Origin of the sequence: Pseudonocardia sp. DSM 110487, assembly GCF_019468565.1 — a bacterium.
Lineage (GTDB): Bacteria > Actinomycetota > Actinomycetes > Mycobacteriales > Pseudonocardiaceae > Pseudonocardia.
In genome coordinates this window covers 4,482,828-4,497,659 of the sequence record NZ_CP080521.1, presented here as the reverse complement: position 1 = coordinate 4,497,659, position 14,832 = coordinate 4,482,828, and the positions used below count along the sequence as shown (strand labels likewise).

At 72.8% G+C, this 14,832-nt stretch carries 13 protein-coding genes and 1 riboswitch; of the genes, 12 read left to right on the top strand and 1 reads right to left on the bottom strand.

Annotated elements, in window-relative coordinates; translation table 11 throughout:
- The 12 genes from K1T35_RS20930 (at position 1) to K1T35_RS20875 (ending at position 13,319) form a co-directional block, all read left to right on the top strand.
- Positions 1-1,317 (top strand): FMN-binding glutamate synthase family protein, encoded by a 1,317-nt coding sequence (locus K1T35_RS20930; protein ID WP_220261807.1) that lies wholly within the window; start codon positions 1-3, stop codon positions 1,315-1,317.
- Positions 1,310-2,488, top strand: a complete 1,179-nt coding sequence (locus K1T35_RS20925) for an FAD-binding oxidoreductase (RefSeq protein ID WP_220261806.1) — start codon at positions 1,310-1,312, stop codon at positions 2,486-2,488. Before K1T35_RS20930 ends, K1T35_RS20925 begins: the two co-directional genes overlap by 8 nt.
- Before the next feature lie 22 nt (positions 2,489-2,510).
- Entirely contained in the window at positions 2,511-3,155 is a 645-nt protein-coding gene (locus K1T35_RS20920; protein WP_220261805.1) for an XRE family transcriptional regulator, read from the top strand.
- Between the two features lie 72 nt (positions 3,156-3,227).
- Positions 3,228-4,040 carry a hypothetical protein gene (locus K1T35_RS20915; protein WP_220261804.1) on the top strand — a complete coding sequence of 271 codons (813 nt, stop codon included), beginning with the start codon at positions 3,228-3,230 and terminating at the stop codon, positions 4,038-4,040.
- Entirely contained in the window at positions 4,037-5,068 is a 1,032-nt protein-coding gene (locus tag K1T35_RS20910) for an isopenicillin N synthase family oxygenase (RefSeq protein WP_220261803.1), read from the top strand. The genes K1T35_RS20915 and K1T35_RS20910 overlap by 4 nt, the downstream gene beginning before the upstream one ends.
- Positions 5,069-5,145: 77 nt before the next feature.
- A riboswitch (guanidine-I (ykkC/yxkD leader) is annotated at positions 5,146-5,259 on the top strand.
- Positions 5,260-5,307: 48 nt separating this feature from the next.
- A complete protein-coding gene (locus tag K1T35_RS20905) occupies positions 5,308-7,287 on the top strand; it encodes an ABC transporter ATP-binding protein (RefSeq protein WP_220261802.1) in 1,980 nt (659 codons plus the stop codon).
- Entirely contained in the window at positions 7,287-8,144 is an 858-nt protein-coding gene (locus tag K1T35_RS20900; protein ID WP_220261801.1) for an ABC transporter permease, read from the top strand. Before K1T35_RS20905 ends, K1T35_RS20900 begins: the two co-directional genes overlap by 1 nt.
- 3 nt (positions 8,145-8,147) lie before the next feature.
- On the top strand, positions 8,148-9,143 hold the full coding sequence (locus tag K1T35_RS20895) for an ABC transporter permease (RefSeq protein WP_220261800.1): 996 nt from the start codon (positions 8,148-8,150) through the stop codon (positions 9,141-9,143).
- Positions 9,143-10,258, top strand: coding sequence for an agmatinase (speB, locus tag K1T35_RS20890; RefSeq protein WP_220261799.1), 1,116 nt, complete (start codon positions 9,143-9,145; stop codon positions 10,256-10,258). Before K1T35_RS20895 ends, speB begins: the two co-directional genes overlap by 1 nt.
- Positions 10,255-11,817, top strand: a complete 1,563-nt coding sequence (locus tag K1T35_RS20885) for an ABC transporter substrate-binding protein (RefSeq protein ID WP_220261798.1) — start codon at positions 10,255-10,257, stop codon at positions 11,815-11,817. Before speB ends, K1T35_RS20885 begins: the two co-directional genes overlap by 4 nt.
- Positions 11,817-12,641 carry an N-acyl homoserine lactonase family protein gene (locus K1T35_RS20880; RefSeq protein WP_220261797.1) on the top strand — a complete coding sequence of 275 codons (825 nt, stop codon included), beginning with the start codon at positions 11,817-11,819 and terminating at the stop codon, positions 12,639-12,641. The genes K1T35_RS20885 and K1T35_RS20880 overlap by 1 nt, the downstream gene beginning before the upstream one ends.
- Positions 12,642-12,695: 54 nt before the next feature.
- Entirely contained in the window at positions 12,696-13,319 is a 624-nt protein-coding gene (locus K1T35_RS20875; RefSeq protein WP_220261796.1) for a LysE family translocator, read from the top strand.
- A gap of 4 nt (positions 13,320-13,323) precedes the next feature.
- On the opposite strand, the gene K1T35_RS20870 is transcribed toward K1T35_RS20875, so the two are convergent.
- The gene (locus tag K1T35_RS20870; protein WP_220261795.1) at positions 13,324-14,778 is read right to left on the bottom strand and encodes a S10 family peptidase; all 1,455 of its coding nucleotides are present in this window, start codon (positions 14,776-14,778) and stop codon (positions 13,324-13,326) included.
- Positions 14,779-14,832: the final 54 nt, after the last annotated feature.

Here is a 14,832-nt window from a genome sequence, read left to right as displayed (position 1 = left end):
GTGATCGATCCAGCCCTGCGTGAGTCTGCGACGTTCGACCGCGCCACCATCGCCGCCATCCAGCACGCCGCCGACACCGGCGTCTACGACATCCGCGGCTGGGGCGCGAAGCGCCGCGTGCCGCACTTCGACGACCTGCTGTTCCTCGGCGCGTCCATGTCCCGCTATCCCCTCGAGGGCTACCGCGAGCGTTGCGACACCGACGTGGTGCTCGGCGACCGCAACGCGCGCTACCCGCTGCGCCTCGACATCCCGGTGACGATCGCGGGGATGAGCTTCGGCGCGCTGTCCGCGCAGGCCAAGGAGGCCCTCGGACGCGGTGCCAGCGAGGTCGGCACCTCCACCACCACCGGCGACGGCGGCATGACCCCTGAGGAGCGCGGCCAGTCCAAGCACCTCGTCTACCAGTACCTGCCCTCCCGCTACGGGATGAACCCGACGGACCTGCGCAAGGCCGACGCGATCGAGGTGGTCCTCGGGCAGGGCGCCAAGCCCGGCGGCGGCGGGATGCTGCTCGGCCAGAAGATCTCCGACCGGGTCGCCGCCATGCGCACCCTGCCCGCGGGCATCGACCAGCGCTCCGCGTGCCGGCACCCGGACTGGACGGGCCCGGACGACCTCACGATCAAGATCCTGGAGCTGCGGGAGATCACCGACTGGGAGAAGCCGATCTACGTCAAGGTCGGCGCCTCGCGCACCTACTACGACGTGAAGCTCGCCGTCGCGGCGGGCGCCGACGTGGTGGTCGTCGACGGGATGCAGGGCGGCACGGCCGCCACCCAGGAGGTGTTCATCGAGCACGTGGGCATCCCGACGCTCGCCGCGATCCCGCAGGCGGTCCAGGCGCTGCAGGAGCTGGGCCTGCACCGCAAGGTGCAGCTGATCGTGTCCGGCGGCATCCGCACGGGTGCCGACGTCGCAAAGGCCATGGCGCTCGGTGCGGACGCCGTCGCGATCGGCACCGCGGCCCTGATCGCGCTCGGCGACAACCACCCCCGCTACGCCGACGAGTACGAGGCGCTGGGCTCGGCCGCCGGGTTCTACGACGACTACCAGGACGGCCGCGACCCGGCCGGCATCACCACCCAGGACCCCGAGCTCGCCGCACGGCTCGACCCGGTCGAGGGCGGCCGCCGCCTCGCCAACTACCTGCGCGTGCTGACCATGGAAGCCCAGACCATCGCCCGCGCCTGCGGGAAGGCGCACGTGCGGCACCTCGAGCCCGAGGACCTCGTCGCGCTCACCATCGAGGCCGCCGCGATGGCCCGGGTGCCGCTCGCGGGCACCGACTGGATCCCCGGGACGCCCCGTGCCTGATGTGGTGATCGTCGGCGGCGGGATCGAGGGGTGCGCCGCGGCGTGGGCGCTCGCCGAGCGCGGCGTCACCGACGTCGTGATCGTCGAGCGCGACACCGTCGGCTCGGGCGGCACCGGCAAGTCCTCCGGGGTGGTGCGCTGCCACTACGGCGTCTCCTCGCTCGCAGCGATGGCGAACGCCGCCCTCGACGTCTTCGAGAACGCCGGCGAGGTCCTCGGCGCGGACGTCGGGTTCCACCAGACCGGCTACGTCGTTGGCGTCGGCGAGCAGAACGTCGACGCGCTGCGCGCCTCGCTGGCCGACCAGCGGGCGGTCGGCGTGCGGACGGAGGAGATCGGCCACGCCGAGGTGCGGACGCTCTGGCCCGTGGCGCGCCTGGACGACTTCGCCGCCTTCGCCTGGGAGCCGCGCGGCGGGTACGGCGACGCGTACCAGACCGCGCAGGCCTTCGCCGCGGCCGCCCGCCGCACCGGGGTGCGACTGCGGCAGGGCAGCACCGTCGCCGAGATCGTGGTCGAGGGCGGGCGGGCCACGGGGGTGCGGCTCGCGGACGGGTCGATGATCCCGGCCGGCACCGTCGTCGTCGCGGCCGGACCGTGGTCGGTGCCGCTGCTCGCCGCGCGCGGCATCGACCTGCCGATCACCGTGCACCGGGAGCAGATCGTGCTCGTCGACCCCGGTGTCGAGCTCGGGCCGGTCCCGGTCTTCTCCGACCTCGTCTCGCTGCAGTACGTGCGGCCCGAGAACTCCGGCGAGATCCTCTTCGGCAACTCCGACCTCTCCGAACTGGAACCCGCCGACCCCGATCGCTACTCCAACCAGGCCTCCGAGGCATTCCTCGACCTCGCCGTCGAGAAGGTCGGCACCCGGTTCCCCGGGCTGGAGAACGCCTCGATCGCGTCGACGTACGCCGGCTGCTACGACGTCACCCCCGACTTCAACCCGGTCATCTCGATCGCCCCGGTCGACGGCCTGGTCGTCGCGGCGGGCTTCTCCGGGCACGGCTTCAAGATCTCCCCGTCGGTGGGACGGCTGGTGGCGGACCTCGTGGTCGACGGGAAGAGCTCCGACCCGCACGTCCCCGAGTCGGACTTCCGGCTCTCCCGCTTCGCGGAAGGCGCGCTCCTGCGCAGCCCGCACCCGTACGTCGGGGCAGGCGAGATGCGCTGACACACCGGGAGAGGATGTGCACATGGCCGACACGATCGATCACGGCCCGGCAGCGCGCGAGGTCGACCGGCCGGCCGCGCAGGAGGGGCGGCTCGAACGCGCCATCGCCGCGCAGGTGCGGCGGATCCGGCACGCGTCGGGTGCCACCCTCGCCGAGCTCGCCGAGCGCACGGGCATCTCCAAGCCGATGCTGTCGAAGATCGAGAACGCCCAGACGTCCTGCAGCCTCACCACGCTCGCCCGGCTCGCCGACGCGCTCGACGTGCCGGTCACCACGCTGTTCCGGGGCGCCGACGCCCCGCGAGAGGCCGTCTTCACCCCGGCGGGGGCAGGCGCCCGCATCGTGGCGCGGGGCACCCGCGTCGGCCACGACTACACCCTCCTCGGGGCACTGCGCGGCCCGCACAAGCGGATGGAGGCCCACCTCGTCACCCTCACCGAGCGCAGCGAGGAGTTCCCGCTCTTCGAGCACCCCGGCACGGAGCTGCTCTACATGCTCGAGGGCGAGATGGTCTACGGCCACGGCGACTCGAGCTACACCATGCGCCCCGGCGACGCCCTCCAGCTCGACGGCGAGGGCACCCACGGACCCCAGGCGCTGGTGCAACTACCGATCCGTTTCCTCTCGGTGGTCGCCTACGGCGAGATGCATGATCAGGTTCCATGACCTGCCCGACCTGAACGCGGTCCGGTAACCCGATCTTCATCGCGCGACGCCACCGGTCGACACGCGAGCTCGATGGGATCAGCGATCGCCATGGAACTCGTGCCACCCGACCCCCGCCTCACCGGACTCTGGCGCCGGTCGCTGCTGCTGACGGCCGACGGCGACGCCGACACGACCACCGACGTGACGTGGTTGCAGGCCGGCGAGCTCTACGTCGACCTGCGGCTCCCGGGGTCCGTCCGCGTGCCGCCCCACGTCCGCTGCCTGCGCGACATCGACCCCGCCACCGCGGGCGTGCTGGCGGGCATCGAGGGGTTCGCCGGGCGGCTCGGCGCCGACGGGCCGTGGGCGCGGTGGGAGCGGCTGGTCGATCTCCAACCGTGGTCGGCCACGCCGGACGAAGGCCGGCTCGCGGCCGAGAACGGTCACGTCGTCGAGACGGGGCGGCACGTGCGCTACGTCGAGCACTGGCACCGGGTACCGGGCAACTCCGGCCCGGTGGCCGGGCTGCTGCTGCGCGAGACGTCCACGCGGGCGATCGGCGTGCTGGTCCGCGTCGGACGGAACTTCGCCTGGGCCAGGGGCAGAGCACGGCCGCTCCCGCCGGGTGGCCGGCTGGAGGACCACGTGGCCACCGCGAGATCCACCCGGGAGGCCCAGGACCTGCTCGACGCCGAGGTCGCCGTTGGCCGCATCGGCCGGGCCGGCGCGGTGCGCACCGGCTCGAACCTGCCATGGCGGGTCGGCGCGCCGTTCCGCTTCGGAACCGACGGCGCCCGGTTCGTCACCGAGGACGTGGGCCCTGACGGCGGACCCGCCCGCCGCGAGTGGGACGTCCTGGCCCGCGAGGGCGCACTTACCGACCCGTACGGGAGGAGAACATGACGAGCCTCACCGAGTTCACCGAGGTCCCCGTCGTCGACGTCGCCGGCCTGCGCGGCGCCGCCGACGAGCGGGAGCAGGTGGCGCACGAACTGGGCGCCGCGGCCCGCGAGGTCGGCTTCCTGTACGTCACCGGAACGGGCATCGACCCGACGCTCTTCGACGACCTGCTGCGGGTGACGACGGCGTTCTTCGCGCTCCCCCTCGACGTGAAGATGCGCACCTACATCGGCCGCTCCCGCAACCACCGCGGCTACGTGCCCGTCGGTGAGGAGGTCTTCAGCGGCGGCACCATCGACCTCAAGGAGGCCTTCGACCTCGGCAGGGACCTGCCCGCCGACGACCCCGACCACGTGGCAGGCCGGATGCTCGGGCCGAACCAGTGGCCGGACGTGCCGGGGTTCGCCGCGGCGTGCACCGCGTGGTACGAGGCCGTCATGGCGCTCGGCCGGACGCTGCTGTCGGGCTTCGCGCTGGCGCTCGGGGAGCGGGCGGACGTCTTCGACCGCCATGTGACCAAGCCGCCGAGCCAGCTGCGGCTGATCCACTACCCGCACGACCCGGACGCCGCCGACGCCACCGGCATCGGAGCGCACACCGACTACGAGTGCTTCACGATCCTCAAGCCGACCGCACCCGGCCTCGAGGTGCTGAACGGCGCAGGCGAGTGGATCGACGTGCCACCGCGCGACGGGGCGTTCGTCGTGAACATCGGCGACATGCTGGAGACCTGGACGAACGGCGAGTTCGTCGCGACGACCCACCGGGTCCGCAAGGTCAACGAGGAGCGCTGGTCCTTCCCGCTGTTCTTCAACGTGGACCACGACACGCTCGTCGCGCCGCTGCCGCGGTTCGTGCGGGACGGTGAGCCGGAGCGGGTCGCGCTGCGGGCGGGCGAGCACCTGTTCGCCCAGACCGCCCAGAGCTTCACCTACCTGAAGAAGCGCATCGCGGCGGGCGAGCTCGTGCTGCCTGAAGGTGCGCTCGCACTGTCGTCCTTCGGGCAGGAGGGGCGCCAGGCCGGCGCCTGAGCGGCTGTTCACAAGATCGGAACATCCCGGTGCGCCGGGATTCACGCCCCGGCGATGCACTGTCCGCGACCCATCAGATGGGGCGCACCTAGGGTTCCGCTCCCGGTCTCGCGACCGGGAGGCCTGGTCCGAGAGGTGCAGCGGACCCGCCGGCGCGGGCCCGTCCACGGCGGGACAAAAACCCGGGAGACAGTCGCTGCCGGCTGCTCCGTGGCCGAGCAGGCCCACGGAGGAGGCAGATGCCCCGAACCGCAGCCAGGACGGCCGCCGCGACGGCGCAGGACATCGCCGAGCCGGTCGCTCGGATCGAGGGCCTGCACGTCGGGTTCACCCGCAACGGGCGGCCACTCGAGGCCGTCCGGGGAGTCGACCTGGAGATCCGCGCCGGCGAGGTGCTCGGTCTCGTCGGCGAGTCCGGCTCCGGTAAGAGCGTGCTCGGCCTCTCCCTGCTCGGCCTGCTGCCCGATGCGTCCCGGCCGCGGACGAGCGGGACCGTCCGGGTCGCGGGCACCGACATGCTCACCGCGAGCCCACAGGTGCGCCGGCAGGTCCGAAGGGATTCCCTCGGCGCGGTCTTCCAGGACCCGATGACCTCCCTCAACCCCACGATGCGGATCGGCCGGCAGGTGGCCGAGGCCGCCGGGTCGGGCGCCGAGGCGCTGCGCCTGCTGCGGGCGGTGGGCATCCCGGAGCCGGAGCGCAGGCTCGACAGCTTCCCCCACGAACTCTCCGGCGGTCTGCGGCAACGGGTCATGATCGCGATGGCCGTTGCGGGCGACCCCGCTCTCCTGATCGCCGACGAGCCGACCACCGCGCTCGACGTCACCGTGCAGGCCCAGGTGCTCTCCCTGCTCCGCCGCCTGCGCGACGACGTCGGATGCAGTGTCCTGCTCATCACCCACGACCTCGGGGTGGCGGCGCAGGTCGCCGACCGCGTCGCCGTGATGTACGCCGGACGGATCGCCGAGGTCGGGCCGACCGCCGCCGTCCTGCAGGCCCCGATGCACCCGTACACGGTCGGCCTGATCCGCTCGCGGCTCTCGCTCGGCACCGAGCGTGGCCGCCCGCTCGGCACGCTGGAGGGCGGGCCGCCGGACCCGTCGGCGCCGCTTCCCGGGTGTTCCTTCGCGCCGCGATGCGCCCTTGCCACCGGGCAGTGCCGAGAGACCGTGCCCGACGCCGAGGATCTCGACGGACACGCGCGGGCCTGCTTCGCGACCGTGTCACAGGTCGTGGACCTCGCCGCCACGGTGTCCGAACCGCTCCCCGCCCCCGAGCCACGCGACCGCACGGAGCCGGCATCGGTCGCCCGGCTCACCGCGGTGGAGAAGACGTTCCGGGTGCGGGCCGGCCGGGGCCGCCGAGCGCGGCTCGCGGCGCTGCGCCGGGTGTCACTCGACGTCCGCGCCGGGGAGGCCGTCGCGATCGTCGGGGAGAGCGGCTCGGGCAAGTCGACGTTGCTGCGGGTGCTCGCCGGGCTGGAGACGCGCGAACGCGGCGACGTGGGAGTCGGCACCCGGCCGCAGATGGTCTTCCAGGACGCCGGCGCCTCGCTCACGCCGTGGCTCACCGTCGGCGAGCTGCTCGACGAGCGGCTGCGCACCGAGCGCCCTACTGCCGCGAGGGCGGCACGCCGCGAGCGGGCGGTCGCCGCGCTGGACCGCGTCGGTCTGCCGGCCGCCGTGTACGACGCGAGAGCAGGCGAGCTCTCCGGCGGGCAGCGCCAGCGCGTCGCTCTCGCGCGTGCCGTCGTCGTGCCCCCTGACGTGCTGCTCGCCGACGAGCCGACCAGCGCGCTCGACGTCAACATCGCCGCCACCGTGCTCAACCTCCTGCAGTCGCTGCGCCGGGAGCTCGGCATCGCGGTCCTCCTCGTCACGCACGACCTGTCGGTGGCGCGGATCGTCGCCGACCGGATCGCGGTGATGTACCTGGGCCGCATCGTCGAGATCGGCGCCGCGGAGGAGCTGATCAGGGCGCCCAAACACCCGTACACGAAGGCGCTGCTCGCGGCAGTTCCCGACTTCGGGGTGACCCCCACCCTGCTCGACGGCGAGCCCGCCAGCCCGCTGTCGCCGCCGTCCGGCTGCGCCTTCCACCCGCGCTGCGCGCTCGCCGAGAGCGCATGTGCGGACGCGGATCTGGACGTCCCACTCGAGCTGCTACGGCATGGCACCGACGACCGCCGGGTGGCCTGCATCCGCCCGAAGGAGCTCTGATGGCCCCCACTGAGACGGCCACCGCCGAACCGGTCGCCCCCGCAGTGCCCGGGCGCCTCACCGTCCCGCGCCGCGACGTCCTCGCCGCCGGGCTCCTCGCGCTCATCACGCTCGTCGCGGTCGCCGCCCCGCTGCTCGCCCCGCACGGGCCCCTCGACCCGGTCGGCATGCCGTCGTCCCCGCCGGGCACGGACGGGTTCCTGCTCGGCTCGGACAGCGTGGGCCGCGACATCCTCAGCCGCGTCCTGTACGGGCTGCGCACCAGCTGGCTCGCCGCCCTCGCGGTGGTCGCGGCGGGTGCCGTGCTCGGCGGGCTCGTCGGGCTGATCGCGGGCGCGAGCGGTGGCTGGGTCGACAACGTGCTCATGCGGATCACCGACGGGTTCCTCGCCCTGCCCGCACCCGTGCTGGCCATCGCCGTCGTGGCAGCGCTGGGCCCCGGCCTCACCCACACGCTGCTCGCGGTGTCGATCGTCTGGTGGCCGTTCTACGCCCGCATCGTGCGCGGGGAGATCCGCACGCTCGCCGCCCGCCCGCACGTGGAGGCGGCCCGGCTCGCCGGGACCGGGCGCGTGCGCGTGGCGCTTCGGCACCTGCTGCCGGGGGCCGTGCCCGCGATCGTCGTCACCGCGAGCCTCGACATCGGCGCGCTCGTGCTCACGCTCGCCGGGCTGTCGTTCCTCGGGCTCGGCCAGTCGGCCCCCGCACCCGAGCTGGGCGCTGATACCGCCCGCAACCTCAGCTACCTGCTGCAGGACCCGTGGATCCCGGTGGTGCCCGGCCTGACCGTTGCCGCGCTGGCGCTCGCCGCCAACGTCGCGGGCGACGGCGTCCGCAACCTGATGGCGAGGCGATGACCGGTGGCTGTCCTGATCGCAAAGCGCTTCGCGGCCGTCGTCGTGATCGTGCTCGCGCTGACCGCGGTGCTGTTCGTCCTCCAGCACATCTCCTCCACCGACCCGGTGCGGGCGATGCTCGGCCCGAGCGCGTCGCAGGAGCTCGTCGCCGAGACCCGCAGGCAGCTCGGCCTGGACGACCCGATCACGCTCCAGTACGCCCGCTACGTCGGGGGCCTGCTGCACGGCGACCTCGGTACGTCCTACCGCACGCGACGCCCGGTGGGCACCGACCTCGCGACGTTCCTGCCGGCCACCTTGGAACTCACGTTCTTCGCGCTCGGCCTCGCCATCGTGCTCGCCGTCGGGCTCGCGGTGGCCACCACCCTGCGGTGGCGCGGCGCCGGGGTCTTCCGCCTCGTGTTGATCGCCGGCGCGTCCACCCCGGCGTTCCTGCTGGCCATCGGGGGGATCATCCTGTTCTACCAGCAGCTCGGCTGGCTCCCCGCCACCGGGCGCACCGGCGTCGCCGACGCCCCGACCGGGCCAACGGGCCTGCTCACCGTCGACGCCGTCCTGCACGCCCGCCCCGACGTGCTCGTGGACGCATGGCGGCACCTGCTCCTGCCCGGCCTCGCGATCGCGATCGGTCCGGCGGTCGCGATCGGGCGGGTGCTGCGGTCGAGCCTGGTCACCACCGGGCTCACCGACTACACGCGCACCGCCCGCGCGAAGGGGCTCACCGAGGTGCAGGTGATGCGCCGCCACGTGCTGCGCAACTCGGTCGGCCCGGCGCTCTCGATGACCGGCCTGCAGGTCGGCCTGATGTTCGCGGGCGTGCTCGTGGTCGAGCTGATCTACGCGTGGCCGGGCCTCGGCCAGTACACGGCGCAGAGCATTCCGGCGGGCGACTTCCCGGCCATCGCGGGCGTCACCCTCCTGCTCGGCGTCACCTACGTCGTCATCAACACCGTGGTGGACCTCCTGCAGGCCGCCGCCGACCCGAGGATCGAGGTTTAGTGACCGACTTCCCGCACTTCGCGGTGCCCGAGCGGCCACCAGGGCCGATGCACGTCAACCGCCCGTCCGGCGAGCGCGGGCACGCCGGGATCCAGACCTTCATGAAGCTGCCGGTCTGCCTCACGCCCGAGGACCTGCGCGCCGGGCAGATGGACGTCGCGGTCTGCGGCGTCCCGTGGGACGGCACGGTCACCGGCCGCTCGGGCACCCATCTCGGGCCCCAAGCCATCCGCTCGGCCGACTACCTCGGCGGGTACGGCTCCTCGCTCCCGCACCTCGACGTCCGCGTCGACCCCCTTGAACACCTGCGCGCATGCGACTACGGCGACGCCGAGGTGCTCGTCGGCAACACGCTGGGCACCTTCGACCTCGTCCGCGAGTTCATCGGCGGGATCGTCGGGGCCGGGGCGACGCCGCTGATCCTCGGCGGCGACCACGCGATCACCTGGCCCACCGCCACCGCGGTCGCCGACGCGTACGGGCACGGCAAGGTCGGCATCATCCACTTCGACGCGCACGCCGACACCGCGCCCGACTCCCCCGGCTCGCTCGCGAGCCACGGCACGCCGATGCGCAAGCTGATCGAGAGCGGCGCCGTGCCGGGGCGCAACTTCGTGCAGGTCGGCCTGCGCGGCTACTGGCCGGACCGGCCGATCCTCGACTGGATGGAGGAGAACGAGCTCCGCGTCCACTTCATGGCGGAGATCCGCCGCGACGGGTTCGACGCGGTGCTGGAACGCGCCCTCGACGAGGCCCTCGACAGCGCCGACCACCTCTACGTCTCCCTCGACGTCGACGTCTGCGACCCGGCGTACGCCCCCGGCACCGGCACCCCCGAGCCGGGTGGCCTGACCAGCGCCGACGTGCTGCGGGCCGTGCGCAGGCTGGCGGCCGAGGTCGGCATCGTCGCCATGGACGTCGTCGAGGTGAGCCCGCCCTACGACGGCAACGCCGGCATCACCGCCCTGCTCGCCCACCGCGCCGTGCGCGAGGCCATGACCGGTATGGCGATGCGCCGGCTCGGGCTCACGGCGCCCGACTACGTCGACCCCCGCTCGGCCGGCACCGGCGTCGCCCGCACCTACCGCACCGCTCCCCCGAAGGACGCCCCATGAACCGGCTGCTGCGCCGTCTCGCCGTACCGCTCGCCCTCGCGCTGGCCCTTTCGGCCTGCGGCAGCGCCGAGCAGCCCACCGTCACCAGCGCCGCCCCGACGGACGGTGTGCTGCGGCTGTCGTTCCTGCAGGACCCCGGCCAGCCCCCGGACCCGGACATCTTCTACTCCGGCCAGGGGCTTCTGCTCACGCAGAACCTCTACGAGGGCCTGCTGCGCTACACCGCCGGCTCCGACACCCCCCAGATCGAACCCGCGCTCGCCACGGGGTGGACCGTGTCCCCGGACAACACGGTGTTCACGCTGACCCTGCGCGAAGGGGTGACGTTCCACGACGGGACCCCCTTCACCTCGGCGGCCGTCAAACCGTCCTTCGACCGGCGACTCGCGGTCAACCAGGGGCCCGCATACATGGTGGCGGACGTCGTGTCGGTGGACACCCCGAGCCCGACCGAGGTCGTCATCACGCTGGGCTCCCCCAACTCGGCGTTCCTGGACTACCTCGCCTCGCCCTACGGTCCGAAGATGATGAGCCCGACGGTCCTGGCCGAGCAGGCCGGGTCGGACAACGCCCAGACCTACCTGCAGACCCACGACGCCGGCACCGGCCCGTACTCGCTCACGAAGGCCGAGGTGGGCCAGGGCTACGAGATGCGGGCCTACGACGGGTGGTGGGGGCCGAAGCCGTTCTTCACGACCGTCGACATGCCGGTGATCTCCGACCTGTCGACGCAGCAGCTGCTGCTCAACAACGGCCAGCTGCACGCGATCACCCACGGCCTCAACGCGCCCGCCGTCAAGGACTACCTCGGCAACCCGGCGGTGGCGAGCCGTTCCCTGCCGTCGTTCACCACCGAGCAGGTCTACGTCAACCCGAACACCGGGCTGCTCGCGGACCCGGCCGCCCGCAAGGCCTTCCAGCAGGCACTGGACGTCGATCAGCTGGCGGACCAGGTGTTCGCCGGCCGAAGTGACAAGGCCACCGGTGCGTACCCGGAGGGGATGCTGCCTGCGGACCTGAACAACCAGCCGGTCCAGCCCGATACCGCTCCACTGCAGGCGATCGCCGCTGCCGCAGCGGACAAGCAGCTCGTGCTGGGCTACGACACGAGCAACCCCGACGCACAGCAGGTCGCGAACCTCGTCGGCGCGAAGCTGCAGGGACTCGGCCTCACCCCCGTCGTGCAGGGCTATCCGACGTCGCAGGTGTTCGGCTGGATCGGCAACCAGGAGGGCGCGCCGAACGTGTACTTCGGCACCTTCTGGCCCGATGCCGCCGACCCCTACACGTCCGCGCACATCCTGTACGCGGAGGACGGCGGGCTGAACTACCTCGGCTGTTCCGACCCGGCGATCACCGAGCTGCTGCCGATCGCGCTGCAGACCGGGGACGACGCGACGTACGCCAAGATCGGCGAGCTCGCCACGGCCACCGGCTGCTGGAGCAACATCGCCTACCGCAAGGACTTCATGGTCACGCAGACCTGGCTGAAGGGCGTTGCGGAATCACACGACATCGCAGCGCCGGAAAGCCTGCGAGTCGCGGGCCTTTCCGCCTGATGTCACGACGTGGACCAGGCATCCGTGAGATCGTCCTGCTCACCCTCGGCTGGGAGGACCTGCCCAAGTCGGTCTCGGTCGAGGGTGCGCCTCGGGAGGAGCGGGTGCGCGAGCCCGTACCCGGCATCCTGCTGCGCGCCGACGGCGGGTGGCTGCTGCTCGATACCGGCTTCAACACGGCGCTCATCCGGGACGCAGCCCTGCGACGCCGCTTCCACGGCTTCCCGTCATATCGGGCGATCCTGCCCGGGCCGGGCGAGCCATTGGAGGAGGCGCTCGCGGGCGCAGGCATCGAGATGTCCGAGGTGCACGCGGTCGCGCTCAGCCACCTGCACCTCGACCACGCGGGTGGGCTGCGGCACTTCACCGGCGTGCCCGTGCACTGCCAGCGCCGGGAGCTGGAGTTCGGGCTGACACCGGAGGCCGAGCGGCACGCGATCTACCGGATCGACTTCGACGACCCCGCCCACGACTGGCGGCTCGCCGACGGGGACGTCGAGATCGCGCCGGGCGTCACCGCGATCTCGACGCCGGGGCACACGCCGGGGCACCAGAGCTTCGTCGTCGACCTCGACGAGAGCGTCGGGGGCGGCGGGTACGTCTTCGCGTTCGACGCGGCCGACCTCACCGAGAACATCGAGCAGGACGTCTCGATCGGGGGCCGCGTCGACGCGGAACCCGAGGAGTGCGTCGAGCAGGTGCGCAGGCTGAAGGCGATCGCGGCGCAGCGCGGCTACCCGTTGATCCCGGGCCACGACCCCGTCGTGTGGCCGGACCTGACGCGGCGCATGGCCGACCGGTTCGGCCGGACGGCCGCCCGCTGACGTGAGGAGGAAACCTCGACGACCAGTCGCGCCCGCCCCAGTAGTGTGATCGGAATGGCCGTGACCCAGTTCGTCGCCCTCGGCGGCGTCGTCCTGCTCGCCGCGATGTCGCCAGGCCCCGACTTCGCGATCGTCACCCGCAACGCGATGATCTCCGGCCGCCGTGCCGGGATGGCATGCGGCGTCGGGATCGCCGTGGGTGTGTTCGCGTGGGCGGTGGTCACCGCGCTGGGGATCGCCGGCCTGCTCGCCGCGTCCGCGGTGGCGTTCACCGCGGTCAAGCTGGTCGGCGCGGCCTACCTGGTGTTCCTCGGCGTCCGCGCGCTGCTCGCGGCGCGCCGCGGAGACTACGACAACGTGCCGCACCTCCCGGGCGGGCGCGCGACCGGCACGCTCGCCGCGTTCCGGCAGGGCCTGGTGACGAACCTGCTCAACCCCAAGGTCGCGGTCTTCTTCATCGCGCTGCTCCCCCAGTTCCTGCCCACCGCGGCGACCGCCCTCGACCACCTGATGCTCGCCGTGGTCGCCGCGGGCGTGACGCTGACCTGGTTCACCGTGCTGGCGGGCGTGGTCAGCGCGCTGCGCAGGCTGCTCACCGCCAACCGGGTCCGCCGCACCCTCGACGCCGTGATGGGCACCCTGCTGGTGGGCCTCGGCATCCGGCTCGCCACCGACTGACCCGTCACGGCGTGACGGCGACGAAGGCGGCGAGATCGGCCGACTGTTGCAGCCTGCTCGGCTCGTGCACGTACATCATGTGCCCGGCCTCGTAGTAGCGGAACTCGATCCGGTCGCGCAGCTCGTCGGGAATCGGGAGGGCCGCGAGCACCTGCTCGGCCGCGAAGTACGGCGTGGCGCCGTCGTGGTAGCCGCAGGCGACGTGCACGCGCAGGTGCGGGTTGGCCCGCATCGCCGCCGACAGCTTGCCGACCACCGAGACGGCCCTGCCCTCGAACTCCTTGTACGACCACGGCTGCACCCGGCCGGTCAGGATCTCGTAGGGCAGGTCGTTCGCGTAGCCGAGCGTGGTGCGGACGTGGGAGTTGATCGCCGCCGTGTACGGCCCCGTGATCGCGGCGATCGACGGGTCGTAGCCGGGCATCTCACCGCCGTCGTCGGCCTCCCAGCCGGTGAACCGGCCGTCGATCCGCCCGACCGTGCGCCCGGAGGCGCGCAGCAACTCCCGGAAGAAGCGCTGGTGCTCGATCCGCAGGCGCACCCGGCGGACGTAGCCCTCGTCGAGCCCGGACAGGGCCGCGAGCCGGGCGGCGACGCGATCGAGGTCGGCGGCGGGCAGCCGGTTGCCCTGGGCGAGGGCCCACGGGTAGTCGCGCGCGGCGAAGTCCGCCGCGTCGGCGAGCACCTCTGCGAGCGTCCGGTCCGGGTGCAGCCCGTGGTGGTGGGCGATCGCGGCGTACGTCGGCAGGAAGAGCGGGTAGGGCCGGTCGTTGCCCTCGGTGAACCGGATCGTGCCCATGTCGAGCACGCTGGAGATCAGCATCAGGCCGTTCACGTACATGCCGTGCCGGTCCTGCAGGTGCTCGGCGAGCGCGGCGGCGCGCAGCGTGCCGTACGACTCGCCCGCGAGGTACTTCGGCGACAGCCACCGCTCGTTGCGCGTGACCCACAGCCGGATCACCTCGCCGATCGTCTCGACGTCGCCGGTGAAGCCGTGGAACTCTGCGGGCTTGCCGCCCTCGACGGCGCGCGAGTAGCCGGTGCTGACCGGGTCGATGAACACGAGGTCGGACTGCGCGAGCAGCGATTCGTGGTTGTCGGTGAGCCCCCACGGCGGCGGCGTGAGCGCCCCGGCGTCCCCCATCACGACGCGGCGCGGCCCGAACAACCCCATGTGCAGCCACACGCTGGACGAGCCGGGCCCGCCGTTGAACGCGATGGTGACGGGCCGGGTGCCCGGCTCGGCACCGTCGAGCGTGTAGGCCACGAGGAACACCTCGGCATGCGGCTCGTGACCGTCGAACGTGCCGTCGGTGTGCTTCTCGTGCCGCACGACGATCCGGCCGGCGGTGGCCGTGTACCCGAGCCCACCGGTGGGTGTACGCAGGGTGTGCGAGGTCGTGACCAGGTCGTCGGTCGGGAGCTCTGGCTTCTCGTTCTGGGGAGCGTCTTCAGCCACGCACTGACACTAAGTGATCGAAAGCGCTTACGATGATCGCCACCATCCGGAAGG

Bases quoted from the DNA above. Each gene is read 5' to 3' on its own strand.
- K1T35_RS20920 (WP_220261805.1), top strand. From the start codon at position 2,511: ATGGCCGACACGATCGATCACGGCCCGGCAGCGCGCGAGGTCGACCGG.
- K1T35_RS20915 (WP_220261804.1), top strand. From the start codon at position 3,228: ATGGGATCAGCGATCGCCATGGAACTCGTGCCACCCGACCCCCGCCTC.
- K1T35_RS20910 (WP_220261803.1), top strand. From the start codon at position 4,037: ATGACGAGCCTCACCGAGTTCACCGAGGTCCCCGTCGTCGACGTCGCC.
- K1T35_RS20905 (WP_220261802.1), top strand. From the start codon at position 5,308: ATGCCCCGAACCGCAGCCAGGACGGCCGCCGCGACGGCGCAGGACATC.
- K1T35_RS20900 (WP_220261801.1), top strand. From the start codon at position 7,287: ATGGCCCCCACTGAGACGGCCACCGCCGAACCGGTCGCCCCCGCAGTG.
- K1T35_RS20885 (WP_220261798.1), top strand. From the start codon at position 10,255: ATGAACCGGCTGCTGCGCCGTCTCGCCGTACCGCTCGCCCTCGCGCTG.
- K1T35_RS20880 (WP_220261797.1), top strand. From the start codon at position 11,817: ATGTCACGACGTGGACCAGGCATCCGTGAGATCGTCCTGCTCACCCTC.
- K1T35_RS20875 (WP_220261796.1), top strand. From the start codon at position 12,696: ATGGCCGTGACCCAGTTCGTCGCCCTCGGCGGCGTCGTCCTGCTCGCC.